The organism is Galbibacter sp. BG1 (genome assembly GCF_013391805.1).
Classification (GTDB): Bacteria; Bacteroidota; Bacteroidia; order Flavobacteriales; family Flavobacteriaceae; genus Galbibacter.
Genome location: NZ_CP058364.1, coordinates 1,793,530 through 1,817,089, shown reverse-complemented (window position 1 = coordinate 1,817,089; position 23,560 = coordinate 1,793,530). Strand labels below are relative to the sequence as shown.

At 37.0% G+C, this 23,560-nt stretch carries 23 protein-coding genes and 1 tRNA gene; 7 read left to right on the top strand and 17 right to left on the bottom strand.

What is annotated here, in order from left to right; translation table 11 throughout:
- Positions 1-34: 34 nt before the first annotated feature.
- The 13 genes from HX109_RS08050 to HX109_RS07990 all read right to left on the bottom strand — a co-directional run bounded on the left by HX109_RS08050 (position 35) and on the right by HX109_RS07990 (position 11,842).
- The gene (locus HX109_RS08050; protein ID WP_178950938.1) at positions 35-409 is read right to left on the bottom strand and encodes a TM2 domain-containing protein; all 375 of its coding nucleotides are present in this window, start codon (positions 407-409) and stop codon (positions 35-37) included.
- A gap of 101 nt (positions 410-510) precedes the next feature.
- Positions 511-966, bottom strand: a complete 456-nt coding sequence (locus tag HX109_RS08045) for a DUF1801 domain-containing protein (RefSeq protein WP_178950936.1) — start codon at positions 964-966, stop codon at positions 511-513.
- Positions 967-997: 31 nt separating this feature from the next.
- Complete coding sequence (locus HX109_RS08040) at positions 998-1,933, bottom strand: 2-hydroxyacid dehydrogenase (RefSeq protein WP_178950934.1); 936 nt, start codon at positions 1,931-1,933, stop codon at positions 998-1,000.
- 108 nt (positions 1,934-2,041) lie between these two features.
- A complete protein-coding gene (locus tag HX109_RS08035; RefSeq protein WP_178950932.1) occupies positions 2,042-2,503 on the bottom strand; it encodes a hypothetical protein in 462 nt (153 codons plus the stop codon).
- 205 nt (positions 2,504-2,708) lie between these two features.
- Positions 2,709-4,061 carry a magnesium transporter gene (gene mgtE, locus HX109_RS08030; RefSeq protein WP_178950930.1) on the bottom strand — a complete coding sequence of 451 codons (1,353 nt, stop codon included), beginning with the start codon at positions 4,059-4,061 and terminating at the stop codon, positions 2,709-2,711.
- 202 nt (positions 4,062-4,263) lie between these two features.
- Complete coding sequence (rsmA, locus tag HX109_RS08025; protein WP_178950928.1) at positions 4,264-5,133, bottom strand: 16S rRNA (adenine(1518)-N(6)/adenine(1519)-N(6))-dimethyltransferase RsmA; 870 nt, start codon at positions 5,131-5,133, stop codon at positions 4,264-4,266.
- A gap of 27 nt (positions 5,134-5,160) precedes the next feature.
- Positions 5,161-5,472, bottom strand: coding sequence for a DUF4286 family protein (locus HX109_RS08020; protein ID WP_178950926.1), 312 nt, complete (start codon positions 5,470-5,472; stop codon positions 5,161-5,163).
- A 71-nt stretch (positions 5,473-5,543) separates the two neighbouring features.
- Entirely contained in the window at positions 5,544-7,295 is a 1,752-nt protein-coding gene (locus HX109_RS08015) for a tetratricopeptide repeat protein (RefSeq protein WP_255462839.1), read from the bottom strand.
- Between the two features lie 291 nt (positions 7,296-7,586).
- Complete coding sequence (serS, locus tag HX109_RS08010) at positions 7,587-8,855, bottom strand: serine--tRNA ligase (protein WP_178950923.1); 1,269 nt, start codon at positions 8,853-8,855, stop codon at positions 7,587-7,589.
- A 171-nt stretch (positions 8,856-9,026) separates the two neighbouring features.
- Positions 9,027-9,329 (bottom strand): type II toxin-antitoxin system RelE/ParE family toxin, encoded by a 303-nt coding sequence (locus HX109_RS08005; protein WP_178950921.1) that lies wholly within the window; start codon positions 9,327-9,329, stop codon positions 9,027-9,029.
- Positions 9,329-9,547: a hypothetical protein gene (locus HX109_RS08000; RefSeq protein WP_178950919.1), complete on the bottom strand. Its 219-nt coding sequence runs from the start codon at positions 9,545-9,547 to the stop codon at positions 9,329-9,331. Before HX109_RS08000 ends, HX109_RS08005 begins: the two co-directional genes overlap by 1 nt.
- Before the next feature lie 32 nt (positions 9,548-9,579).
- Entirely contained in the window at positions 9,580-10,914 is a 1,335-nt protein-coding gene (locus tag HX109_RS07995; protein ID WP_178950918.1) for an HTTM domain-containing protein, read from the bottom strand.
- Positions 10,904-11,842 carry a bifunctional riboflavin kinase/FAD synthetase gene (locus HX109_RS07990; protein WP_178950916.1) on the bottom strand — a complete coding sequence of 313 codons (939 nt, stop codon included), beginning with the start codon at positions 11,840-11,842 and terminating at the stop codon, positions 10,904-10,906. The genes HX109_RS07995 and HX109_RS07990 overlap by 11 nt, the downstream gene beginning before the upstream one ends.
- A 145-nt stretch (positions 11,843-11,987) precedes the next feature.
- On the opposite strand from HX109_RS07990, the gene HX109_RS07985 reads away from it, so the two are divergent.
- Positions 11,988-15,803: a reprolysin-like metallopeptidase gene (locus HX109_RS07985; RefSeq protein WP_178950914.1), complete on the top strand. Its 3,816-nt coding sequence runs from the start codon at positions 11,988-11,990 to the stop codon at positions 15,801-15,803.
- Positions 15,804-15,817: 14 nt separating this feature from the next.
- Positions 15,818-16,516, top strand: a complete 699-nt coding sequence (locus HX109_RS07980) for a hypothetical protein (protein WP_178950912.1) — start codon at positions 15,818-15,820, stop codon at positions 16,514-16,516.
- Between the two features lie 6 nt (positions 16,517-16,522).
- Here HX109_RS07980 and pth read toward each other — a convergent pair whose 3' ends face one another.
- The 3 genes from pth to HX109_RS07965 form a co-directional block, all read right to left on the bottom strand.
- The gene (gene pth, locus HX109_RS07975) at positions 16,523-17,143 is read right to left on the bottom strand and encodes an aminoacyl-tRNA hydrolase (RefSeq protein WP_178950911.1); all 621 of its coding nucleotides are present in this window, start codon (positions 17,141-17,143) and stop codon (positions 16,523-16,525) included.
- Between the two features lie 73 nt (positions 17,144-17,216).
- The gene (locus HX109_RS07970) at positions 17,217-17,831 is read right to left on the bottom strand and encodes a 50S ribosomal protein L25/general stress protein Ctc (RefSeq protein ID WP_178950909.1); all 615 of its coding nucleotides are present in this window, start codon (positions 17,829-17,831) and stop codon (positions 17,217-17,219) included.
- A gap of 21 nt (positions 17,832-17,852) precedes the next feature.
- On the bottom strand, positions 17,853-18,794 hold the full coding sequence (locus HX109_RS07965; RefSeq protein WP_178950907.1) for a ribose-phosphate pyrophosphokinase: 942 nt from the start codon (positions 18,792-18,794) through the stop codon (positions 17,853-17,855).
- Positions 18,795-19,056: 262 nt separating this feature from the next.
- Here HX109_RS07965 and HX109_RS07960 point away from each other — a divergent pair, with 262 nt between their 5' ends.
- From HX109_RS07960 to HX109_RS07950, 3 genes are all read left to right on the top strand, one after another.
- Positions 19,057-19,305 carry a GIY-YIG nuclease family protein gene (locus HX109_RS07960; RefSeq protein WP_178950905.1) on the top strand — a complete coding sequence of 83 codons (249 nt, stop codon included), beginning with the start codon at positions 19,057-19,059 and terminating at the stop codon, positions 19,303-19,305.
- A gap of 1 nt (position 19,306) precedes the next feature.
- Positions 19,307-19,388: transfer RNA gene (locus HX109_RS07955), tRNA-Leu, on the top strand.
- Between the two features lie 238 nt (positions 19,389-19,626).
- Entirely contained in the window at positions 19,627-20,865 is a 1,239-nt protein-coding gene (locus tag HX109_RS07950) for a site-specific integrase (protein WP_178950903.1), read from the top strand.
- A gap of 16 nt (positions 20,866-20,881) precedes the next feature.
- Here HX109_RS07950 and HX109_RS07945 read toward each other — a convergent pair whose 3' ends face one another.
- Positions 20,882-21,541, bottom strand: coding sequence for a hypothetical protein (locus HX109_RS07945; protein ID WP_178950901.1), 660 nt, complete (start codon positions 21,539-21,541; stop codon positions 20,882-20,884).
- A 459-nt stretch (positions 21,542-22,000) separates the two neighbouring features.
- Between HX109_RS07945 and HX109_RS07940 the strand changes: the two genes are divergently transcribed.
- Both HX109_RS07940 and HX109_RS07935 read left to right on the top strand, forming a co-directional pair.
- Positions 22,001-22,282 carry a helix-turn-helix transcriptional regulator gene (locus HX109_RS07940; protein ID WP_178954118.1) on the top strand — a complete coding sequence of 94 codons (282 nt, stop codon included), beginning with the start codon at positions 22,001-22,003 and terminating at the stop codon, positions 22,280-22,282.
- A gap of 69 nt (positions 22,283-22,351) precedes the next feature.
- The gene (locus tag HX109_RS07935) at positions 22,352-23,557 is read left to right on the top strand and encodes a primase-helicase family protein (RefSeq protein ID WP_178950899.1); all 1,206 of its coding nucleotides are present in this window, start codon (positions 22,352-22,354) and stop codon (positions 23,555-23,557) included.
- The last annotated feature ends 3 nt before the right edge of the window (positions 23,558-23,560 follow it).

Below are 23,560 nucleotides of genomic sequence, written 5' to 3'. Positions count from 1 at the left end.
CCTCCTAAATACTTAAAATGTAATCTAGTATTTTTTAAAACCAAGGTTTTCTACCAACTTGATAAGTGTTGTAAAATTCTTCATCTGATTTGGTGAGATAAATAACGCCTTCAATTAGACCAACCAATCCCATCAAACTAGCTCCGATTCCGCAGGTAAAAACTCCTAAAACCAAGGTAACCCCCAGCATAATTAAACCTTCTTTCTGGTAGCCAAGAATAAACTTATGTATTCCCAAACTACCCAAGACGATTCCTAAAACACCCGCTAAAATCTTTTTGTTATCTTGGTTGTTAAAGGTTTCCTTGGCGCTTTCTGTAAATTCTTTAGCCGTATTTTTGGTTTCTTTGGCAAAATTTTCAGCGTTTTCTTCGAAATAGCTTTTTTTACCGTCTTTTTTATCTTCCATGTTTAATTTTAAAATTGGTTAATCACTAAAGTAGTAAAATTTCATATTAAAAAACTAGAATTATCGTTTATAATCATAACCATAAGTACAAAAAACACTTTCTATTTTTTTATGGCGCTTTCATAGCAAGCAATCCACTCTTCAACCGTCATTTTTTTTACTAATTCTCCAATAAGATCAAAAGGGATGGTATCTACTTTTTTAAAACGTACACAGCTTTTACCCATATCAAGTTTAGCATCGGTGTGCTTTGCATATTCCCCTACAAACCAATTGTATAATCCTTTATTCGCATAAATTCCAGAGTGGTAAAGGGCAATGTAGTTTTTTTGAGAGGCTATGTTGATAAAAGGCAAAGGCAGCTTAGGATTGCAATGATACCCATCTGGATATATGGAATGTGGCACCACATAACCAATCATACCATAGCTTAAAGTCTCTTCGAGTTCTTCAGGTTTGTTTTGCAATATAACTTCGCGCAATTTTCCAAATGCTTCCCTTCTATCTATTGGGATAGCATTTAAATAGTCGTTTACCGTATGCGCTTCAATCTTCACACTTCCTTAAATATAGTTGAGATCTATAAAGTTAAGAAAATTCTTTGGTTATTTTGTCTACAATAGTCTGAGCCAATTTTTCTTTGCTTTCTACTGTCCAACCAGCTACGTGTGGTGTTAATAACACATTTTCAGCATTAATTAAATACTTTAGGGCTTCCGGCATTTCTTCCGTAAACAAATTCTCGAAAGAAGACTTTTCGTATTCCAAAACATCCAGACCAGCGCCCAAAATTTTACCGGATTTTAAAGCCTCCACCAAATCTGCCGTCACTACACTTTTACCCCGGGCCGTATTCAAAAACCAAAAAGGGTTATAAAACGAATCGATAAATTCCTTATTTACCATTTGCAATGTTTCGGCTGTTTGTGGAGTGTGCAAACTTACCACATCTGCATTTTTCTTGAATTCCAATATACCCACTTGGCGGGCATTATCGTCGCCCACTCCCCCTACAATATCGTAGCAAATAACTTCCACATTAAAACCTTTGAGCTTTTTTGCAAAGGCTTTCCCCATATTACCGTAACCAATAATCCCAACAGTGCGCCCATCCAATTCTATCCCCCGGTTTTCTTCCCGATGCCAAATGCCATTTCTCACCTCTTTATCGGCACTGTTAAGTTTGTTGAATAAAGAAAGTAACATCCCTAGTGCATGCTCTCCTACCGCATTTCTATTGCCCTCTGGGGCGTTAAATAACTTTACACCCAATTCCTTGGCCGTATCCACATCGATATTTTCCAAACCAGCTCCTACGCGGCCAATGAACTTAAGGTTGGTCGCTTTTCGTAAAAATTGATCATCAATACGAAACCGACTTCTTATAATAATACCGTCGTAGCCAGCAATTTTTGCTTCCACTTCATCCTTGGAAGAAGAGTAATCGGTGTCATTAGTAAAACCGGCTGCAGCCAATTTTTCTATCAATAATGGGTGATTGGTATCTAGATGAAGAACCTTCATTTTTTTCTTTTTTTAAATTAAATGATTGAAAAAATCAGTTTTCAGCTACAAAGGTATTACCTAAAAATTAAAAAGAGATGTAATTTTAGGCAAGTGATTCTTAAAAAACTAGCTATAGTGCTCTTTGAGAATTGATTTTAAGGTTCTAATTCGGTTTTGTTGCAAATTATATTCTGAAGCCAAAATCCTGTTTAACTCTTCAGAAACTTGAATATTTTGAAGCTTTTCAAGGATTTTAAAATTCCTCTCTTCAAGAAGCAATGCTTTCGAAAACAACCATTTAAATTCATCTTCAGTAAAAAACAAATGGATAGTGAGCTTTGTGATATAGACGGCGTTATTAAACTTTAAAAACGGCATCCTCCACAAGCTCTTTGTTTTTACGTAATCCTGCAAGCTGACACACAGGGTGTTGACAGAAAAAAAACTTTCTTCATAAAACAACTTAAGTTCGTTGTGAGACATATAATATTGGCATTCATTATACGTCTCTTTTAACTGACAACTTCCTTGGTATACTTTTACGATATTTTTTTCTACTTCTTTTTCATTTCTAATGGTTTCTATCATAAAGTCTCTGTTAGAGGCAAGTATGGATGGGGAAAGACAATTTTTTGGTAAAAATAATATTTACATTCTTGTGTAGGAAAATTTATATTAAATTTTAACACGCTTTTTCGACAAACAACCATCATTGCAGTCTAAACGTTAAAATAATTTGGAAAAATAACTGATTTTCAGCTTACTAAATTCAGTAGTTAGACAATTAAAAGTACTAAAATCCCAAAATAAATTTCGCGATTGTGAAGTAAATAAGTATCCCAAAAACATCATTGCTGGTGGTAATAAACGGCCCGGTAGCCACTGCAGGATCAATCCCCTTTTTATCCAGGAAAATGGGCACGAAAGTTCCGATAATGGCAGCAATAATAATCACGGTAATAAGCGCAATCCCGATGGTTGCAGATACCAAATAGGAAGTATGGAATAAAAAATGACTAATCAGCAATACCACAAAAGCAATGGCTGTACCATTTATAAGCCCTAACAGAAACTCCTTACCCAAGCGTTGTAGCATTTCCCCACGAATACTATCGTTGGCCAATCCCTGTACCACAATGGCCGAGGATTGCACTCCCATGTTTCCCGCCGTCGCTTGTATAAGAGGCACAAAACTCAACAAAATAGGTTCTGCCAATGCTCCTTGGAAACTACCGATAATACTTGCCGCCCCAATACCGCCAAACATCCCAATAAGCAACCATGGGAGTCTAGCTTTGGTAAGTTCCCATACGCTATCATCGGCTTCCACATCTTGGGTAATACCTGCGGCTAGCTGGTAATCTTTCTCTGCTTCTTCCCTAATTACATCTACAATATCGTCGATGGTAATTCTACCTACCAAACGTCCCAGCTCGTCTATTACTGGGATGGCTTCAAGGTCGTACTTAGACATCAATCTGGCCACATCTTCCCCTTTATCGTTTACCGTAACGTAATCTACCTTTGGTATGTAAATACTACTAATCTCAGCTTTGGTGGAGGTGGTCAACAAGTCTTTCAAAGAAAGTCTTCCTTTTAGTTTTTCATCGTTATCAACCACATAAATGGAATGTACGCGCGTTACATTTTCTGCCTGTCGACGCATTTCCTTAACGCAAGTAAGCACGTTCCAGTTTTCGTTTACCTTTACCAATTCTTTCGCCATAAGTCCCCCAGCAGAACTTTCGTCGTACCTTAATAACTCTACGATATCCCGGGCATGTTCCTTATCGTCTATTTGAGCAATGATTTCGTTTACACGATCGTTTGGAAGCTCCCCGATAATATCGGCGGCATCATCGGTATCGAGTTCACTGATCTCTTCTGCTATTTCCTTTGCGGAAAGATTTCCTAGAATTTGCTCTCGAATATCCTCATCCAACTCCGTGAGGACATCCGAAGTTTTATCTGAATCAAGGAGTTTTATAATGTAGGTGGATTCCTCTAAATTAAGTTCATGGATAATTTCAGCTATATCTGCATAATGGAATTCTTCCATCATATCCAATAAGGTAACATCCGACTTGGATTCGATTAGCTGTTCTATCTGCTCTATAAGCTCATCACTTAATTTAAATGGAATCATGCGTCTATTCTTTTAAGTGTATTTATAATACTAGGATTGCATTACTCAACCTAACATTTTCCAGGTATTTACCTAATTATCGACGAAATAACTTCAGAAAAAATTAGGTTCTGTTTTAAAAACCTACGCATATTAATTCGGTAAATCGACGGAAAATTAGGAAAAATTATTCTCGTTATTCCTAAAATTTTAAAACCCTAAACTATTTGGAGGCCAAGTCTTCTTCTATTCTTACCGTAAGGGAAATAAAGTCTTCCACGCTCATTTGTTCGGGTCTTCGATCAAAGATACTATCTTCTTTGAAATTATCGGAGAGATTAAAAACTTTTAAGCTGTTACGTAATGTTTTTCTTCGGAGTCCGAATGCTGCTTTTACTACCCTAAAAAATAGCTTTTCGTCACAAGGCAAGGAAAAATTTTCCTTCCTTATCAAACGAAGCACCCCTGAATGTACTTTTGGAGGCGGATTAAAAACTTCTGGAGGCACGGTAAAAAGATATTCGGCCTTGTAAAATGCCTGCACAAGCACCGATAAAATCCCATACGTTTTATTGCCTTCTTTTTCACAGATCCTGGCAGCTACCTCTCTTTGAAACATCCCTGTAAATTCTGGGATTTGTTGTCGCAGCTCTAGTGCTTTAAAAACAATTTGCGAAGAAATGTTGTACGGAAAATTACCCGTTATGGCAAAAGGTTCTGTACCGAATAACTTGGAAGTGTCGTACTTTAAAAAGTCGGCCTCTATTACTTCAAAATCATATTTAGAAGCAATTGGCCGCGGATGCTCCAACAAAAAATTCTGTTGCAAATAAACAATCGATTCGCTGTCTAAGTCCATCGCAAAGACATCCACTTCCTTTTGCAACAAATATTTAGTTAGCACCCCCATTCCTGGGCCTATCTCCAAAACCTTGTGGTAATTATTAAGCGTAAGCGTGTCTGCTATTTGTTTGGCTATATTTTCATCTTTTAAAAAGTGTTGCCCTAAATGTTTCTTGGCTTTGACCAAATTTTTAGCTTCTTCACTTTTTTGAAAAGGCTTCTTCTCGAATTTCTTTTTCTTTTTACCCATAGCAAATAGTTATGCCTTGAAAGCCTTTTAGTGCTCGCTTACAATTTGTAATTCTGTTCTAAACGCCACAAATTTATTCGGGAATTTTCTGGTGGCTTTGCTGCGCAGTGCCTCAGCATCCTCCAAATAATACTTTTCCAAGGTTTCCTTGTCTTTGGTGAAGTATTGAACAGAATACGTCATTCCACCCATTTCTTCTTCTACCAAAACCTTAATTATTTTAGCATTGGTAAATTTTCTGGTGGCCAGCATTTCTGGAATATGTTCTTCTTGCATCCAAGTTAACCATTCTTGGTGTACTTGCTCTTCTACATTTATGGTAACGTTGTATATATACATGTAATCGGGTCTTGTTTGGGTTCAAAATTAAACATCCTAATTTTAAAACTACACATCATGAGGCATTCTTTTTATTCAAGTACATCCCCGCGCATCTCCCGATACGCCTTTCTAGCATCCACAAAATAAATACTATCTTCATGATCAAAGATTATTCGTTCCAACAGTTTCTTAACTTCTTCCGGTTTTTGCAGCTCATCCCGATAGAGTATGGCTAAACGATAAAGTGCGTCGTCCATTAAAATATCGCTGGGGTAAAATTCTATAATTTTTGTATAATTTAGGGCTGCTTTATCGTACGCTCCCTTTTTGGTATACAACATCCCCTGTTTCAGCAATGCTTCATCCTCTATAGACTCTCCCTTGTGTTGCGTTACTATTTCTTCTAACAAGGAGATTGCCTGTTCATCGTTTTTTTGATACGCCAGCAAGTCGGCTTTTGCGTATAATTTTAGGGCTGTTTGCGTGGAATCTTCCAATTTATTGTCAGAAATCAACAGTTTCAACTGCAAGGCATCGTTGGCGATAAGTTGAGAGGTGGATGATTTTAAGACCTTTAATTGCGTTTCGGCCCAATCGAAATCGCCTTTATAAAAACTTGTCTGTGCTACTTTAAAACGTGCCTGTTGTCCTAAAACATCATTTTTTAAATCTTTTTGTACTTGGGAGTAGTAAATTAAAGCTTGGTTAAATTTTTCATCATAAACCATAACATCGGCCATAGCCATTTTCACTTGTGCCTCCGAAAATTTATCAAGTGGGAGCTGCAATGCATCCTTTAAAACTTTTAAGGACGTCTCTGTATCGTTTAAATTAAAGGCCAAAAATTGAGCATAGTCTACTTGAACTTGAACCGTTTGCGGAGTATAACCATACTCGCTCAACATTTCTCTAAACTGATTTTCTATGGCATCGAAATCTTTTTTACTCCCACGATCCAAAGCCATATTTATTAACTGAAGTTTACTGAAAATTAGTAATTGTTGATCGTTTGTTTGTGATACAATAAACTCATAAATGCTTTCCGTCGTTTCGTAATCTTCATTTTCTGAAGCTATTTGCGCCAAATCGATAATTGAATTCAACGAAGTCTCTGGTGAGCGTTTATAAATAGCCTTTTCTTGGGCAAAAGCACTTTTGTAGGCCCCTTGCTGAATAAACAGCCAACTCAAAAGTTCGTTCCAAAGCAAATTAGGATTAGTTTGCAATCGTTGAAGCAGGATCTTTTTAAAAAGTTCGTTGTTTTCATCGGAAAGATCGCTCGATATAAACCTGCTTAAATTCCTTTTGATATTTCCCTTTAAGTTCTCGCGTTCCAACATAAGATCCAAGTACATTTCGTACATGTTTTCAATATCTCCCTTTTCCCCGTAAATATAGGCGAGGTCGTAATTAAAATTGAGCTTAGGGTTAAGTTCCATTCCTTTTTTGTAGGTAGCGATTGCATAATCCAACAACGCTTTATTTTTAAAAGCATTCCCAACCGCAAAGGCGTAATTCGGATTCTCATTTAAACTTTCCACGGCTTTATCATAATAAAGATTGGCTTTTTTAGGCGCATCCATTAATTGATAATTATAACCGGTTTCCACAAAAAGGATGGGGTATATGTTATTGCCTTCCAGTTTTTTCAGTAGTACTTCTTCTGCTTTCTCAGGCTGACCTGCTTGCTGATATGAAGTGACCAAAGAGATTAAGTAGTTACGGTTGCTGGAGTTCCTTTTATATAGTTTTTCGTAATAAACAATAGCCTTTTCATAATCTCCTTTGTTGAAATATTGTTGCGCGATGGCTTCGTCTTGAGCTTTTATACTTAAGACCATGAAGAATGAGAAAAGAAAAATTGAAAAGTACCTTTTCATAGCATAATCCGATTGTATTTGAAAAATACAGCTTTTTTGTTTCAATAGCTGATTTCTACACTTAAAGTTTTTCAGTAAAAAGCATAAAAAAACCCAAACACGAGGTTTGGGTTACTCTTAAAAATGCTATTAATCAATTTAATGTGTTTTATTAACATTAAGCTGATTGTCAAAAATAGAAAAAAACACTCAAAAAATGTAAAATTCTTATTTTTTTCTATTAAAATTAACAATTCAACATAAAAACAGGTGTTACGATATCATTTCGAAACCTGTATAAGGCACTAAAACCTCTGGTACTTTTATTCCATCTGGTGTTTGGTAGTTCTCTAAAATCCCGGCCAACACCCTTGGCAATGCCAAAGAACTTCCATTTAGAGTATGCGCCAAAACGCTCTTTCCATTTTCATCCTTAAAGCGAAGTTTTAAGCGATTGGATTGGTAAGCTTCAAAATTGGAAACAGAGCTAATTTCCAACCAACGCTCCTGCGCCGTGGAATAGACTTCAAAATCGAATGTTAAAGCCGCGGTGAAACCAATATCCCCACCACACAGTCTTAATATTCTGTATGGAAGTTTCAATTCATTTAAAATACCCTTTATATGTTCCACCATACCATCTAATGCCTTATAGGAATTTTCAGGTTTTTCCACACGAACAATTTCCACTTTGTCAAACTGGTGCAGTCTATTCAACCCACGTACGTGAGCGCCATAACTCCCTGCTTCTCTCCTAAAGCAAGGTGTATACCCAGTAATGCAAATTGGCAAATCGCTTTCTAAAACAATTTCATCACGAAACATATTGGTCAATGGTACTTCTGCGGTAGGAATTAAATATAGATCGTCTGCCTGTACATGATACATTTGCCCTTCTTTATCCGGCAATTGCCCAGTACCAAATCCAGAAGCTTCGTTTACCAAATGTGGCACTTGGTGCTCTATATAACCGGCCTCTGTATTTTTATCAAGAAAATAAGCTATTAGGGCACGTTGCAATCTAGCCCCCTTACCTTTATAAACAGGAAATCCTGCACCGGTAACCTTGGCTCCCAAATCAAAATCGATAATATCGTATTTCTTGGCCAATTCCCAATGCGGAAGTGCGTCACCATCTAATCGTGGTACTTCCCCTTCTTTAAAAACTTCTTCATTATCTTCTTCTGTATTTCCTATAGGAACAGAAGTATGTGGAATATTCGGGATGGTGTAAAGCAAATTGGTTAGCGCATCTGCTTTACTATTTAACTCTTCAGTGAGGGTTTTAGAGGTTTCTTTTAAAACCCCGGTCTCTGCCTTAAGTTCATTCGCTTTTGCTACATCCCCACTTTTAAAGTATCCTCCAATTTCTTTGGAAAGTTTATTAGACTCGGCCAATGTGTTGTCTAGTTTTGCCTGAAGCGCTCGGCGCTCTTCGTCCAAGGAAAGGACAGCATCGATAACGGAAGCGTCTATATTTCTTACCTGTAAACGCTTAATTACCTCTTCCTTGTTGTCTCTAATAAACTGTACTTGAAGCATAATTTAATTAATTTGAATATTTATTGAATGTAAAATGAATTATTTTACAAAAGCAAATTTTAAATGCCTGCAAAATAAAGGCACAAATTTAAACCTTTAGCGGTGATTAAGAAATGTATTTTCGGTGTTTTTTAAGTGAGGGGATTTTGTTAATGAATAAGGAAATTACCCTTAAACCCCTTTATTTAGCTTTTCGGGGTTTTGCCTTGAATCGAATATGGTAATAATCTCTATTTCATCTCTATCTTTTACAATCCTATAATAAAAAGTAGTTTGCTTGCTAACGACACATTTATATAGATTATTAAACTCGGAAGAACTAGGACAGCTTTCTGGAAGCTTAGAGATTTGGAAGATTTTTTTATTTAATTTTTGAATAAACTTATCTCTAGCACTTTTACCCCAATTTTCTAATAAATATTCGGATAATTTGGTCAATTTAGACTCTGCCAAAAGAGATAAATAAACTTTCATTAGGAAATTTTTTTAAGAAAAGAATCGTAAGAAACTTTTTCTCCTCGATCCAATTCTTCTAAACCCTTTTTTATCTCGCTTTGTTCAACATCGGTTAATTCGTTCCAGAAGTCGGTTCTTTCATTCCTCACAAAGTCGGTAACCTTTTGAATGAAATCTGCATTATCATTCTCGATGATAGCCTTAAGTAACTCCAATTTTGCTGTTTGAATGTTCATGATAAAACCTTTAAAACAAAATTACAAAATATTTATTTTAAGTTACTGGTATTAATTTCATAAGGATAAATCCATTCCTCGTGGGAAAAATAGTGCCATGGTTCGTTGGCCAAATCTACATTAGGCTTTATAAAAGGTTTCAACTCACCACCATTTACACTTACCTTGCTGGACACCGCATATAAGCTTATATCTTCTCCCTTTGCTCGGTATTCTTTTTTAATGCGTTGTGCAAACTGCCAGATAACGTCTGGCTTAGAGGTAATTATACGTTGTTGTTTTGGGGAGAGGTAATCCCTTAGGTTTACATAAGTTACTTTTCCAGTAGTATTATTGACCAATTTGAAAGAAATATGTCCCGATTTCCCCCTTAGCATCATCCGCCAACTCAATCGATGTCCTTCTTCCGTCCATAGCACATCTCCCTTTATGAACCAATGACGCAATGGTAATGCTATTTGGATTGCAAAATAAATACCTCCAATAATAAGCAACGCTTTTCTGTAACTAGGTATTATCACTTCATTGCCTGTATACAATTCCTTTTTCTTCAGAAATAAATCCCGAATAGTTTTGGGTTCAAAAAAGAACAAGCTAAATGCCAACGACATATAAGGGAAAATACCTATTTGAAACACAATGGAATTGAATAAATGGAAAAATATAGAAGCAAAAAAGGCCCATTTTCTAGTTTTTTTGAAAAGCAGTAAAGGGACAATAAGCAAATCGAATAAAATACCGATATAGGCAATTAAGTAATGTACCCACCGCTCTTGAAGCAAATCGCCAATTATAAGATAATGTGCCCTTGGTTTCATGAGCATTTCCACCACAGAAATATCCAACCAGTCTGAATATAGTTTTGCAACGGCAGCGTAGGTGTAGACAATCCAAATTTGAATAATTATCAACCATTTGCACCATCGGGGCATCGATATTCTTTTAATTGAGGGGTTAATTTTGGCATCTAACGAAAAATAGCGGTTCGCCGGCAAGACCAACATTAAAAGACATAGTAAAACCAATAAATAATAATGATTGTTGTACGAGTTTTTTTGCATAAAATAAACTCCCGCCCACATAAGGGTAAATGCCCCCATACTGTAACGATACTTAAAACCGACCATAACCAAGAGGCCAAAAAGCCCCATTAGGGCAAAGTAAAAGTACATGCCGTTCCCTGGCAATGGCTGCAAAAAATCTAAGCCTATAAAATTAAAAGTAAACTTAGGGTCTATTAGTGTTCGCTTAACCCAACCTGTAAAAATGGCCCCAATGGCCTCTAAAAAAATAAGCAGGCCAAAAAAGACCCTAAAAACTACGAGAGAAACATTATCTATTCTAGTAAACAGAAGTTTATTCAGCATGGTTTTTTTCTACGTAAGACAACGTAGCTTCCTTATCTTTAATTAGTTGATTTTTCAATTCTTGAATGGAATCAAACCTCTTTTCATCACGAAGGCGTTCCAGTAGCTCCACCCGTACTTCTTTATCGTAAAGATCTTCACTAAAGTTTAAAAAGTGAACCTCTATGGTTTTCTTGTCGCCATTTACCGTTGGATTATACCCAATATTCATCATTCCATAAACAGGTGTTTCCCCGAAATTGCTTCGTACAACATAAACCCCTTTCTTTGGGATGAGTTTATATTTCTCCTTTATATGAATATTAGCTGTTGGGAAGTCGATTTGCTTGCCCAATCCTTTGCCCTGGGTTATTACGCCAGTGAGCATATACGAATACCCTAAAAAGGTATTGGCGGTTTTTATATCCCCTTCATTTAAGGCATTTCTAATTTTTGTTGAGCTTACCGAGACCTCATCTACTTCTTCCACAGAAATTTGTTCAACCTCAAAATCGTATTTCTCTCCAAACTTTATCAAGTCATCTATGGTAGCGGTTCTATTTCTCCCGAAACGATGATCGTAGCCAATAATTACCTTTTTCGCATTAATGCTTTCCACCAATACATCTTTCACATAGTCTTCTGCGGTCAATCTTGAAAAATCCTTAGTAAAAGGGTGAATTATCAATTGGTCTAGTCCTGTTTCTTTTAAAATAGAAATCTTCTCTTCCAGCGTATTTAAGAGTTTTAAATCGCTTGCCTGCTGCAGCACCATTCGTGGATGCGGAAAAAAAGTTAAGATGGTAGATTTTAAATCGTTTGCTTTGGCATTTGCCACTAATTTATCTATTATTTTTCGATGCCCTACATGCACCCCATCATATGTACCCACTGTTACTACCGTGTAGTAATTCTCTTCTTTATCAAAAAGATTACGCTTTATAATCACTTAAAAGCATTTAAATTAAACATCCTCAACCACAAAATAACGAATTTAAAAAGGAATATTTAATTAAATTAAAACAGGTATCTCGGTTTTTTTTTATTATCCACCGTAAATTTCAGTATTTTTATTGCCTTACTTATCACTTATAATGAGAAATACCGCCAAATTTTTTAGCGTTTTATGTATTTTACTATACTCACTATCAACATATTCACAAACTAATTATGCGTGGTCGTCTCCACGTACCATTCAATCAAACAAACTCTTAAAAACAGCCTCACAAACTCCTGGCTTCCAGTTAAATCTCGCACAATTAAGGTCGGATTTAAAGCAGATCGACAACAAAAGTCAGAATCTTTCCAGAAAAGCCAATTCGATGACCATGAGCTTCCCAACGATTAATGGGAAAAAAGAAAATTATAAAATAACCGAGCATGCTGTTCTTTCCAGGAAACTGGCGGCAAAATTTCCAGCTATAAAATCCTATCGTGGAGTCTCAACGGAAAATCCGTTAAAAAGAATCTATTTTTCCATCGATTCCAAAAATTTTCATGGTCTTATAAGGGACAATAGCAAGACTATTCTCATCAACCCTTCGGAAACAGAAAAAGATACTTACTATTTTGCGGAAAAGTCCAATTTTAAACCTACCGATTTTGAATGCAAGGTTATGGACTCCAACTCAAATGAAGCAAACTTAAAAGATGGTGTGTACGCCGCCAAACCTGTAGATGACGGAAGGTTAAGAACTTACAGAATGGCTTTGGCCTGTACCGCAGAATATGCCGATTTCCATATTGAAGCCGCTCAAGTTACTACTGGTACCACAATACAAAAGAAAGAAGCGGTGCTTGCTGCCATGAATAACAGCATTACAAGAATTAACAGCGTTTATGAAAATGATTTGTCCATTCGCTTAGAGCTTATCCCTAATAACGACGAACTGATATTTTTAGATCCCAACACCGATGGACTTACGAATGGAGACGGACAGGAACTTATACAGGAAATACAGGAAGTTATAGATAATATAATAGGCATAAACAATTACGATATTGGTCACGTATTTAGCACCACTCCTTCTGGTGGTGATGGTATTGCACAGCTTGGATCGGTATGTACCCCGAATAAGGCAAGAGGAGTAACCGCTTACTTTTCTCCCGTTGGAGATGCTTACGATATTGATTTTGTAGCCCATGAAATTGGACATCAATTTGGAGCTACCCATACTTTTAACAACCTATGTAACTCCAATAGAAGCTTAGCAACAGCCGTAGAGCCAGGAAGTGGCTCAACCATTATGGCATATGCCGGAATTTGCCCCAGCAATGTACAGGGAAATAGCGATGCCTACTTTCACGCAATTAGCATTTCACAAATTTGGGACAACATAACACAAGGAAGGAGTACATGCGCCGAATTGGAAAACATCCCTAATTCCGCTCCAGTAATTGCCCCTTTAAATAATTACACCATTCCCGCTGGAACCGCTTTTGTATTAGATGCCAGTGTAACGGATGGCAATGGAGATATCCTAACATATAGTTGGGAGCAACAAAACAACGAAGTTTCGGTACAACCACCTATGCCAGATTCCAACGGAGGTCCTTTATTTAGGTCTTATCCCCCCACACTATCGTCCAAAAGATATTTCCCTAGAGAAAGCGATATCTTAAACAACAACCTTTCTCCTACATGGGAGGTTATCCCAAGTGTGAGTAGAACGATGAATTTTTCTCTATTAGTGAGGGACAATAACCCAAATGGCGGACAAAATGCCAGAAGTGATCTTAAAGTATCTACAGTTAATACAGGCGAAACTTTTGCCATTACCTCGCAAACGGAACCAGAGAATCTTCTCGGCGGTTCGGTCTACACGGTGAATTGGAGTGTTGCGAGCACCAATAAAATCCCTATCAACAGTAACTTTGTAAATATTTATTTGATAATTGATAACGATTTAGATAATCCCGTTTTACTATCAGAAAACACCAAAAACGACGGCACCAAGCAAGTGGTTATTCCAGGGGATATTACTACTACCAACGCTAGAATAATGGTTAAGGCTTCCAACAATATCTTTTTTGCCATTAATGAGGCCGTACTTAGCATACAACCATCCAATTTTGCACTTTTGTTCAATACCTTGGAATACAATATCTGCCAGCCTAATACCGTGGAAATTCCTTTCACCTACCATGCTTACAACTCGTTTAATGAAACAGTTTCCTTTTCCACCACCAATGTACCTGCGGGTTTAAACGTGAGTTTTAGCGCCCCTAGTGCAGTAAACAGCGATACTGATATTGTAATAGATATTAATGGAACTGAAAACCTAGCCCTTGGCAGTAATAGTTTCAATGTAGTAGCAACCGCATCTGGAGGGGAAGTAAAGGAATACCCGATAGACCTTAGAATCTATTCCGATACTTTTGAAGATTTGACCCTTTCTTCACCAGCAGACAATGAAACCGATGTTTCTTTATCACCCATTGTAAGTTGGGAACCCTACGATAATGCAAATCAATATGAAGTTCAAATTTCCGAAGTATCCAACTTCAGTACCATTCTATTTTCAGAAATTGTAAATATTAACGAATACCAAGTTCCGCAATTGGAAGAAACCCAAACCTATTTTTGGCGGGTAAAACCAATAAACACTTGTGGAGAAGGTAGCTTTAGCACCCCTTTCAGCTTTATAACTGTAAATATCTCATGTGATACTTTCACCAATGATAAAGCTGTAAACATACCTAGTGAAGGTGCCAACTCGGTAACATCTAAAATAAATATTTTGCAGGATGGATTTTTGAATAACATTACCGTTTCGGTAAACATAACCCATACTTGGCTAGAAGATCTTAGCCTGAGCCTTATTTCCCCATCTGGCACCGTTATTCCACTTCTTTCTGAACAATGTGGCGAACAAAACGATATAGTTGCGGTTTTTAGTGACGAAGGTGGAATCCCAAATTGCCAAAACAGCATTCCTTCACTCTCTGGAACGATTAAGCCGGAAGAAGCCTTGTCTAAAATAAATGGGGAGCCTGCCAAAGGAGTTTGGCGCCTTAAAGTTGATGACGCGAACGACGAAGATGGAGGAACAATAAACTCCTTCGAGCTGAATATTTGTATAGATGGCGATTTTATACCAGACACCGATCAAGATGGAGTTTTGGATCCCGATGACAATTGCCCGAATACGCCGGCTGGATCTAAAGTAGACATTAATGGATGTGAGATTTTTAGCATCCCTGCAGATAATTACAACATCACCATTACCGATGAATCGTGCAGGGAAAGCAACAATGGGAATATTTTTGTGAATGTTTCAGAAAACTTAAACTATACTGTCACCCTCAGCGGCAACACTTTTAATGACACCAAAGATTTTACTGATACCGTTTTATTTGAAGGACTTAGCTCTGGCACTTACAACCTATGCTTTACCACTGCTGCCAACGGCAACTACCAGCAATGTTTTGAGGTTGTCGTAAATGAACCGCTCCCACTAAATGTTTTTACCAGTAAAGAACTGGAAGAAAACAAGGTGACCTTATCGCTTTCCGGTAGCAATATTTATACGATAGAACTAAACAACACTATTTATAAAACAGATAAAAACACATTCGAAATTACTCTTAAAAAAGGAATAAACAACCTTAAAGTAACCGGAGATAAAGATTGCCAAGGTATTTACCAAGAGCTAATAATTTCAAATGGAGAGCTAAGCTTATTACCAAATCCTGTTACAGACATAGCTACTGTCTACACTTCTTCCATAAATAAAGAAGCTAGTATTTCGGTCTATGATATTAGCGGACAGTTAGTATTTTCCAACACCTACAAAACCAATGGGAACGGAAAGATAGAACTCAATTTAAGTAATTTACCATCTGGTTTGTACCTTATGAAAATAGACAATGAAGAAACCTCTAAAACATTAAAGGTTATAAAAAAATAAGATCTTAAATAACGATGAAAAATATTTGGAGCCTACATATTATTTTATTCCTTTTTTTAGTTGTGTCGTGCAATAACGACGATGATGCCACACCTAAAACCCCAAGTGCCGCTGCATTGATATTTCCTTTGGAAAATTCTGAATGTACCGAAGGTGTAATCTCTCCCTCGAACAACAACCAGAGCACGATTACTTTTGAATGGAATGTAGCTGAACACGCAGACTCCTATCAATTATTGGTTAAAAACCTCAATACAAACAACACACAAACTTTTGCGAGCAACACAAACACTTTAGAGGTTACTTTAAGTCGGGGTACACCTTATGCTTGGTATGTTATTTCTTTAAACAACAATTCCCAGGAAACAGCAGAAAGTGAAGAATGGAAGTTTTACAATGCAGGTCAAGGCGTAGAAACCTACCCTCCCTTTCCCGCAGATTTGTTGGAACCTTCATCGGGAAGTACCGTGTATGCAAGTAACAGTAGTGTTTCTTTTACATGGAGTGGAAGTGATATTGAAGGTGATATCGCCAATTACGAAATATTTATAGGAAACAACAATCCGCCCAGTACATCGGTTCAATCTAATATTACAGAAGAAGAATTTACCCACACCGCTTTCGAAATTGGTATCTATTATTGGCAAATAAAAACCATCGATGACAATGGAAATAGCTCCCTATCCGAAGTTTCGCAATTTAAAGTAGAATAATCTTGACTAAGTATTGTTGAAGGTGTTCATGGTGTTATTGACTCCAGCGGTTCCGAATGATTTAATGAGTTCTACAGAACGCTCCAATCGTTCTTTCATTTTACCATTCTCTTCATCGCTCCACTCCCCAAGCACATAATCTACCTGTTTCCCTTTGGAAAAATCGGCACCAACACCAAAACGAAAACGGTTGTAAACGGTGGTGCCTAATTGCTGCTGAATATCCTTTAATCCATTGTGACCTCCATCGCTACCTTTGGTCTTTAGGCGAATGGTCCCGAATGGAAGGTTAATATCATCGGTAATTACCAAAAGATTTTCAGGCGCAATCTTTTCTTTGGTCATCCAATATTTTACGGCTTTTCCACTCAAATTCATATAAGTACTGGGCTTCAGCAAAATAAAAGTCCGACCTTTAAATTTATAAGTAGCGGTAGCCCCCAATTTATTTGTTTCGAAAGAAAATGCTTCCCTTTCAGCAAAAAAATCGAGAATCTTAAAACCAATATTATGCCTTGTATTTGCGTATTCGTTACCAATATTGCCAAGGCCTGCTACTAAAAACTTCTTCATTGGATCTATATCGTCTTTGTCTTTTGAAAAGAGATTTTTAAAAAAGGATTTCATAATATAAGTATATTACAAAAATAAAAAGCACCTCGAAAATAAGAGGTGCTTTTTGTATAGAAAAATTATTTCCTTATTCTGCAGCTGGTTTCTTAACCGCAGCTTTTTCTTCTTTGGCAGCATCTTGAGCAGCTTTCATAGCAGCACGAGATACTCTTACTTGACAAACTACTGTGTTGTCTGGGTGCATAATTTTGTAATCGTCGTTACCCACTTGCGTAACGTATAATTTATTACCAATTTCCAGTTTAGAAACATCGGCATCGATATAATCTGGCAAGTTAGCAGGAACTGCTTTTACCTTAAGTTTACGTTGGTTCATACGTAAAACACCCCCAGCAATAACCCCTGGAGAGTTTCCAACCTTTCTTACAGGAATTTCCATCGTTACTTCTTTATCATCAAATAACTGATAGAAATCGATGTGTAGAATAGCATCAGAAACTGGGTGAAATTGAATGTCTTGCAAAATTGCATTGTACTTATCACCATTTTCTAATGAAATAACTACAGTGTGCGCATTTGGAGTGTACACCAAGTCTTTAAATGCTACATCATCAGCTGAAAAGTGTAATGGTTTTTCCCCTCCGTATAATACGCAAGGTACCTGTCCAGCATTACGTAAGGCTTTAGTAGCTACTTTGCCCACGCTTTCTCTTTGAGATCCTTTAATTGTAATTGACTTCATTATATATAAAAATTAAATAATTTACATTAAAAATTTCGAGCTTATAGACGTATTGTGGTGTACTCGATGCATTACATCTGCAAAGAGATCGGCACAGCTTAACACTCTAACTTTTTCACTCTCTTGTTTAGGCGGAATAGAATCGGTTACGATTAATTCTGTAAGCCTAGACTTTTCAATTCTTTCGTATGCATTTCCCGAAAGCAATGCATGGGTACAGATAGCCCTAACACTTAACGCCCCTTTCTCCATCATAAGATCGGCAGCTTTGGTTAAGGTACCCGCGGTATCTACCATATCGTCTACCAATACCACATTTTTTCCGCTCACCTCCCCAATAAGTTCCATATGGTCTATTACATTGGCTTTCTTTCGCTGCTTGTAACAAATAACCACATCTGAACTTAAAAACTTGGAATAAGCATAAGCTCTTTTAGACCCTCCCATATCTGGGGAGGCCATAGTTAAATTCTCCAGTTTCAAATCCTTTAAATAAGGTAAGAAAATAGTAGACGCAAATAAATGATCTACTGGTTTCTCGAAGAACCCTTGAATTTGGTCGGCGTGGAGATCCATGGTGATAATTCTCGTTGCACCTGCAGACTCCAATAGTTTAGCAACCAGCTTTGCTCCAATTGGAACTCTAGGTTTATCTTTTCTATCTTGCCTGGCCCAACCAAAATATGGCATAACAGCCGTAATGTGTCTAGCCGATGCTCTTTTGGCAGCATCCAACATTAACAACATCTCCATTAAATTCTCTGAACTTGGATTGGTAGAACCAATAATAAAAACCCTTGTTCCACGAACGGACTCTTCAAAAGACGGTTGAAACTCACCGTCGCTATACCTAGTAAACGCAACCCTGCCCAATTCTGCACCAAACGCTTTAGCAATTTTCTCTCCTAAAACTTGACTTTGCGTACATGCAAAAATCTTTGGATCTGGCACCGAATATGACATTCTAATATCTTGTTTAGTAGTTAATTATCTGTCGCTTCTCAAAACGAGGTGCAAATTTAGAAATTTATTTTTACTCTAAAACTATATTTGTTGGTAATTTTATCTTGAAGATATAAAAAAATTTTATAGTTTTGCATTCCAAATTTGAGAGAACGCAATGGTTTCTTAAATGCAATTGCTCGAGTGCCTGCCTGCGGTAGGCAGGGCGGAATTGGTAGACCTGTCTGCCGACAGGCAGGCGCGCTAATTTGGAATTGATTTTATGATTACTGTATATGCAATATCGAGCACGACTAGAAATTACATATACGTTGGAATGACCAGCAATCTGGAAGAAAGATTAAAACGGCATAATAACGGCAGAGAAAAAACAACTAAACCTTATCTTCCGTTTAAATTAATTTTTTCCGAGATTTGCAAAGACAGAAAAGAAGGTCGACAAAGAGAGAAATATTGGAAATCTGGAGTTGGTAAAGAGTATCTTAGAACTCTCAGAGATTCAAACACATAATGCTCGAGTGGCGGAATTGGTAGACGCGCTGGATTCAAAATCCAGTTCTTTCGGGAGTGTGGGTTCGATTCCCACCTCGAGTACTTTTAACATATTAATTGATATTAAAACCCTGTAAAACGCCAGATTTTACAGGGTTTTTTAATTCCTTGTATTCATTTAAATTCAATTGAAATCAACTAAAATGTGAATGATTCGGATGCACTTCGGGTGTCAATACAGGTGCGCCCGAATAGATGTTAAATTGCTAAATATCAATGTTTTGTGATTTTAATATGTGATTGCTTTCTACTACTTTTGAAATAGAAAAAGGTGTAACCTATGCAAGACTTATTATCTATCCTATTTTATATTAGAAAGAGCAAAGCAAAAGACTTAGAGCTTGGAACCATTTATTTACGTATTACTTATAGTGGAGAGCGTGCCGAACTAAGCACCTTTTTAAAGGTGAGTTTGGAGAAATGGAATGCTAAGGCCAATAAACTCATGGGCTCTTCTCCTACTGCTAAGGAGGTAAATAGAAACCTGGATATGATTAAAAAAAATGTATATCGGGCTTATCAGGAAATGATGGACAAGCAACAAGATATATCAGCCCTAAAACTTCGCAACCGGTATTTAGGAAAAGATGATTCCAGAAAAGACATCCTTAATGTATTTGATGAACACAACTCAAGAATGGCAAAACTGGTCGGTAAAGATTATACTGCCAGAACCCTTCAGCGCTATAAAACAACAAAAAGTCATGTATCCAATTTCAATAAAGCTACTTATTCTTCCATAGATTATTTAGTAAAAGACATTGATGTAAAATATATCAACCACTTTATTTATTACTTAAAGACTACTGTCGACCTTTCCCATAACTCAGCTATGAAATATCTATCGTATTTCAAAAAAATAATTCGTATTTGTCATGCAAACGGATGGATAGAAAAAGATCCTTTTTATAATTTCAAACTACGAACACATGAAATAGAGAAAGAGTTCTTAACTAAGCAAGAATTGAATAAACTTATTGATAAAGAATTATCAAATCAACGGCTAGAACAAGTTCGGGATGTATTCATTTTTTCTTGCTTTACCGGCCTCGCATATATTGATGTCACCAAATTGACTCATGATGATATTATTTTAGGTATTGACGGCGAACAATGGATTAAGGTGAAGCGTACCAAAACCGGAACTATCAGTAATATCCCTTTGCTCCCAGCAGCCAGAAATATCATCGCTAAATATTACAGTAAAAAGCAACAGGGATCACCTCTGCTTCCCATGTCAAGTAATCAAAAAACCAATAATTACTTGAAAGAGATTGCAAATCTTTGTGAAATCAACAAAAACCTTACCTTTCACATTGCTCGACATACCTTTGCCACTACAGTAACTCTTTCCAATGGAGTACCTATTGAATCTGTCAGCAAAATGCTTGGACATAAATCTTTAAAAACTACCCAGCACTATGCTAAAATAGTTGACCGTAAGCTAAGTGATGATGTTCAGAAATTGAAAAAGGTTTTTAATGAAAAAGTAAATTTTAAGGACACAAAATCGTTTTAAGCTTTTTATAATAATTTCATTCATTATAAAACGTCCATTCAATTTGGGGGCTCTTTAATAATTCATATTTTGGAATTTTGCTTCTAATAGATTCTCTGTGAGAATATCCAAGAAAGAAAATGGCTCTATTAAATTTTCTTGATTGACAGAACTTTAAAATATTCTCAATCATGGCTATTTCTCTCAAATCTACTTCATGATGGAATTGATTATAAAGACTATTCAAGTCATTTTGTACAAATCCACTATTAGAGATTATTTGTTTTTCAAGTAATATCTTTTTTTTGTTCAGCTCAGAGCACTCTTTACTATTCAAAAATGCAAACCCATCTTTATCTCTTAAGAAACAATGCTCCCTAATCCAGTCTTTATAATCTTCATATTGTTTAAACATATTTGCAAAGCGACTTAGCAAGTATAAAGAAACATATTCATTTATCGGTTTGTCTACCGGTATATTTACAATTTCATAGTTCTGCTTATATTTAATAATAGTCTGTACTTCTAGCGACCTAAAGGATTGCTGGTTCGAATAATAATCGCGATATTTATCGTCATCTGGCTGCTCTTCAAAAATTACTTCAGGTTTAATCGACTCCACAATTTTTAATAATTCATCGGAATTGCATTTTCCAGACTCTTTATGTTCAGTAGAAATGATAATTACATTTTTCATTTGTTATTTATCGAATGTTTCTAAATGGATTTACATCACTTTCTGTTGCAAGTTAGTTCAAAACTAACATAAGCTAAATCCACTTCTCTTTCATTTGCATTACCATTTTATATACTGACAGCATTAGTAAGGGAATGAAATGATATATTAAAATTCTTTTTCACTTTCGGTCTTCAATTGATCTTCTCGATTCCAATTGTTAATAACTCTAATTTTCAATGCTTTGAGTTGATTTTATTCGTTGATAATTCATATCCTTTAATATTTGATTTAATTAGCTCAATAAAAACTAAATTCATTTGCAACCAAATTGAATCAAAAATCTGATAATCAATTATTTGTGAATAAATTTTTTTGATTTTTTTAAATTTACACCTTCCATCTTTTTACTTTTATTTCAAGAATTCTACCAAAGAAAACAAAGCGCTTTGTTCATTATTAATCTTTAAAACAGATACAATGGACAACATTAAATTACAAGAGAAACTCGACAGGATTGAAAGCCTTCTGTTGGGCTCGAAAAAAGTACTCACCTTGGAAGAGGCCTGTGATTACACGGGTATATCAAGGAGCTATCTCTACAAACTGACCTCTGCAGGGATCATTCCCCATAGCAAGCCCAATGGAAAAATGATATTCTTCGATATCGACCGTCTTAACGCATGGCTGTTAAGGAATGGCCGCAAATCACAAGGTGAGATCAAAAACCAGGCACTGGATTATGTACTGAAGAAACCATAGGCTTTGGTTTTATGGTTTAACAACTATTTCAAAGTTATATCCTATCTACAATTTCTAAATTATATTTTTATGAAAAAGATACCGTACAGACGCATCGGCACCACGTATTGGAAAGATATCGAGAGACCCCTTATATCTGGGGACTCCATTTCCATCATGGTCCGTTGGAACAAGGAAACGATCATTACAGACCACGGGAAGTCCTATCTTTCCAAGATCCCAAAACTCGACGGGTTCTGCTGTATCCCTGAGCATATAGGGTACGAGCAAGTGGTCGGTAATTCCTATAACACCTACCACGAGCTGCCCATGGCACCCAAGAAGGGAAAATGCCCCGTTTCCATTGGGTTTGTGAGGCACATCTTCGGGGAACAGGCCGAACTCGGCATGGATTACCTTAAGATAATCTATGAGAACCCCTCACAGATACTGCCCATCCTATGTTTGGTCAGCAAAGAGCGCGGCACCGGGAAAAGCACCTTTATCAAATGGCTCAAGGCCATCTTTGGCCAGAACATGACCTATATCAAAGGGGACAGCTTTTCCTCACAGTTCAATGCCGATTGGGTTTCGAAGGTGATAGTTGCGGTGGACGAGGTGTTCTTCGATAAAAAAGAGATCACCGAACGGCTTAAATATTTGAGCACCACAGATAAGGACAAAATAGAGGCCAAGGGCAAGGACCGGGAAGAGGTCGAATTTTTCGGGAAATTCATTCTCTGTAGCAATAACGAGGATACGTTCATTCTGATAGATTCCAATGAAATCCGCTTTTGGGTAAGGAAGGTGCCCCCTTTCGATACCGAGGACACCGAATACCTGCACAAGCTCATTTCTGAAATACCCGCCTTTCTGCAGTTACTTCGGGACCGTTCCTTCGCCTCTGAAAAGAAAACACGGATGTGGTTCACCCCGGAACAGATCAAGACCAGGGCGCTAAAGAAACTGGTCTGGCTGAACAACAATGCGGTCGAGAGGGAAATGGTGCACCTGCTCTACGAAATGTTCGAGGCTACCGGTGTAGATGAGCTCAGGGTCACCCCAAGGGAAATCGTTTCGAACCTGGGCAAGGTGCGCCGTAAAAACTTCGAACCGAACGACATCCGGAGAATACTGAAAAACAAATGGGGGCTTACCCCTTCAGACAATTCAAATTCCTATCAGGGGTACGAGTATACCAGTTATGGTGAGTTTGTCCAGATCAGCCGTGTCGGAAGATATTTTGCTGTTGAAAGAAAAAAGATTTATGGAATTTTTGATGAAATGATGAATTAAAAA

Excerpts from the sequence above, each read along its gene's own strand:
- HX109_RS07945 (WP_178950901.1), bottom strand. The coding sequence starts at position 21,541 with ATGAAAAATGTAATTATCATTTCTACTGAACATAAAGAGTCTGGAAAA.
- HX109_RS08040 (WP_178950934.1), bottom strand. The coding sequence starts at position 1,933 with ATGAAGGTTCTTCATCTAGATACCAATCACCCATTATTGATAGAAAAA.
- HX109_RS08000 (WP_178950919.1), bottom strand. The coding sequence starts at position 9,547 with ATGAACATTCAAACAGCAAAATTGGAGTTACTTAAGGCTATCATCGAG.
- HX109_RS08015 (WP_255462839.1), bottom strand. The coding sequence starts at position 7,295 with ATGGTCTTAAGTATAAAAGCTCAAGACGAAGCCATCGCGCAACAATAT.
- HX109_RS07985 (WP_178950914.1), top strand. The coding sequence starts at position 11,988 with ATGAGAAATACCGCCAAATTTTTTAGCGTTTTATGTATTTTACTATAC.
- HX109_RS07980 (WP_178950912.1), top strand. The coding sequence starts at position 15,818 with ATGAAAAATATTTGGAGCCTACATATTATTTTATTCCTTTTTTTAGTT.
- HX109_RS08020 (WP_178950926.1), bottom strand. The coding sequence starts at position 5,472 with ATGTATATATACAACGTTACCATAAATGTAGAAGAGCAAGTACACCAA.
- HX109_RS08035 (WP_178950932.1), bottom strand. The coding sequence starts at position 2,503 with ATGATAGAAACCATTAGAAATGAAAAAGAAGTAGAAAAAAATATCGTA.
- HX109_RS07965 (WP_178950907.1), bottom strand. The coding sequence starts at position 18,794 with ATGTCATATTCGGTGCCAGATCCAAAGATTTTTGCATGTACGCAAAGT.
- HX109_RS07940 (WP_178954118.1), top strand. The coding sequence starts at position 22,001 with ATGGACAACATTAAATTACAAGAGAAACTCGACAGGATTGAAAGCCTT.
- HX109_RS07995 (WP_178950918.1), bottom strand. The coding sequence starts at position 10,914 with ATGCTGAATAAACTTCTGTTTACTAGAATAGATAATGTTTCTCTCGTA.
- HX109_RS07970 (WP_178950909.1), bottom strand. The coding sequence starts at position 17,831 with ATGAAGTCAATTACAATTAAAGGATCTCAAAGAGAAAGCGTGGGCAAA.
- HX109_RS07935 (WP_178950899.1), top strand. The coding sequence starts at position 22,352 with ATGAAAAAGATACCGTACAGACGCATCGGCACCACGTATTGGAAAGAT.
- serS (WP_178950923.1), bottom strand. The coding sequence starts at position 8,855 with ATGCTTCAAGTACAGTTTATTAGAGACAACAAGGAAGAGGTAATTAAG.
- pth (WP_178950911.1), bottom strand. The coding sequence starts at position 17,143 with ATGAAATCCTTTTTTAAAAATCTCTTTTCAAAAGACAAAGACGATATA.
- HX109_RS07950 (WP_178950903.1), top strand. The coding sequence starts at position 19,627 with ATGCAAGACTTATTATCTATCCTATTTTATATTAGAAAGAGCAAAGCA.
- HX109_RS08005 (WP_178950921.1), bottom strand. The coding sequence starts at position 9,329 with ATGAAAGTTTATTTATCTCTTTTGGCAGAGTCTAAATTGACCAAATTA.
- mgtE (WP_178950930.1), bottom strand. The coding sequence starts at position 4,061 with ATGATTCCATTTAAATTAAGTGATGAGCTTATAGAGCAGATAGAACAG.
- HX109_RS08050 (WP_178950938.1), bottom strand. The coding sequence starts at position 409 with ATGGAAGATAAAAAAGACGGTAAAAAAAGCTATTTCGAAGAAAACGCT.
- rsmA (WP_178950928.1), bottom strand. The coding sequence starts at position 5,133 with ATGGGTAAAAAGAAAAAGAAATTCGAGAAGAAGCCTTTTCAAAAAAGT.
- HX109_RS07960 (WP_178950905.1), top strand. The coding sequence starts at position 19,057 with ATGATTACTGTATATGCAATATCGAGCACGACTAGAAATTACATATAC.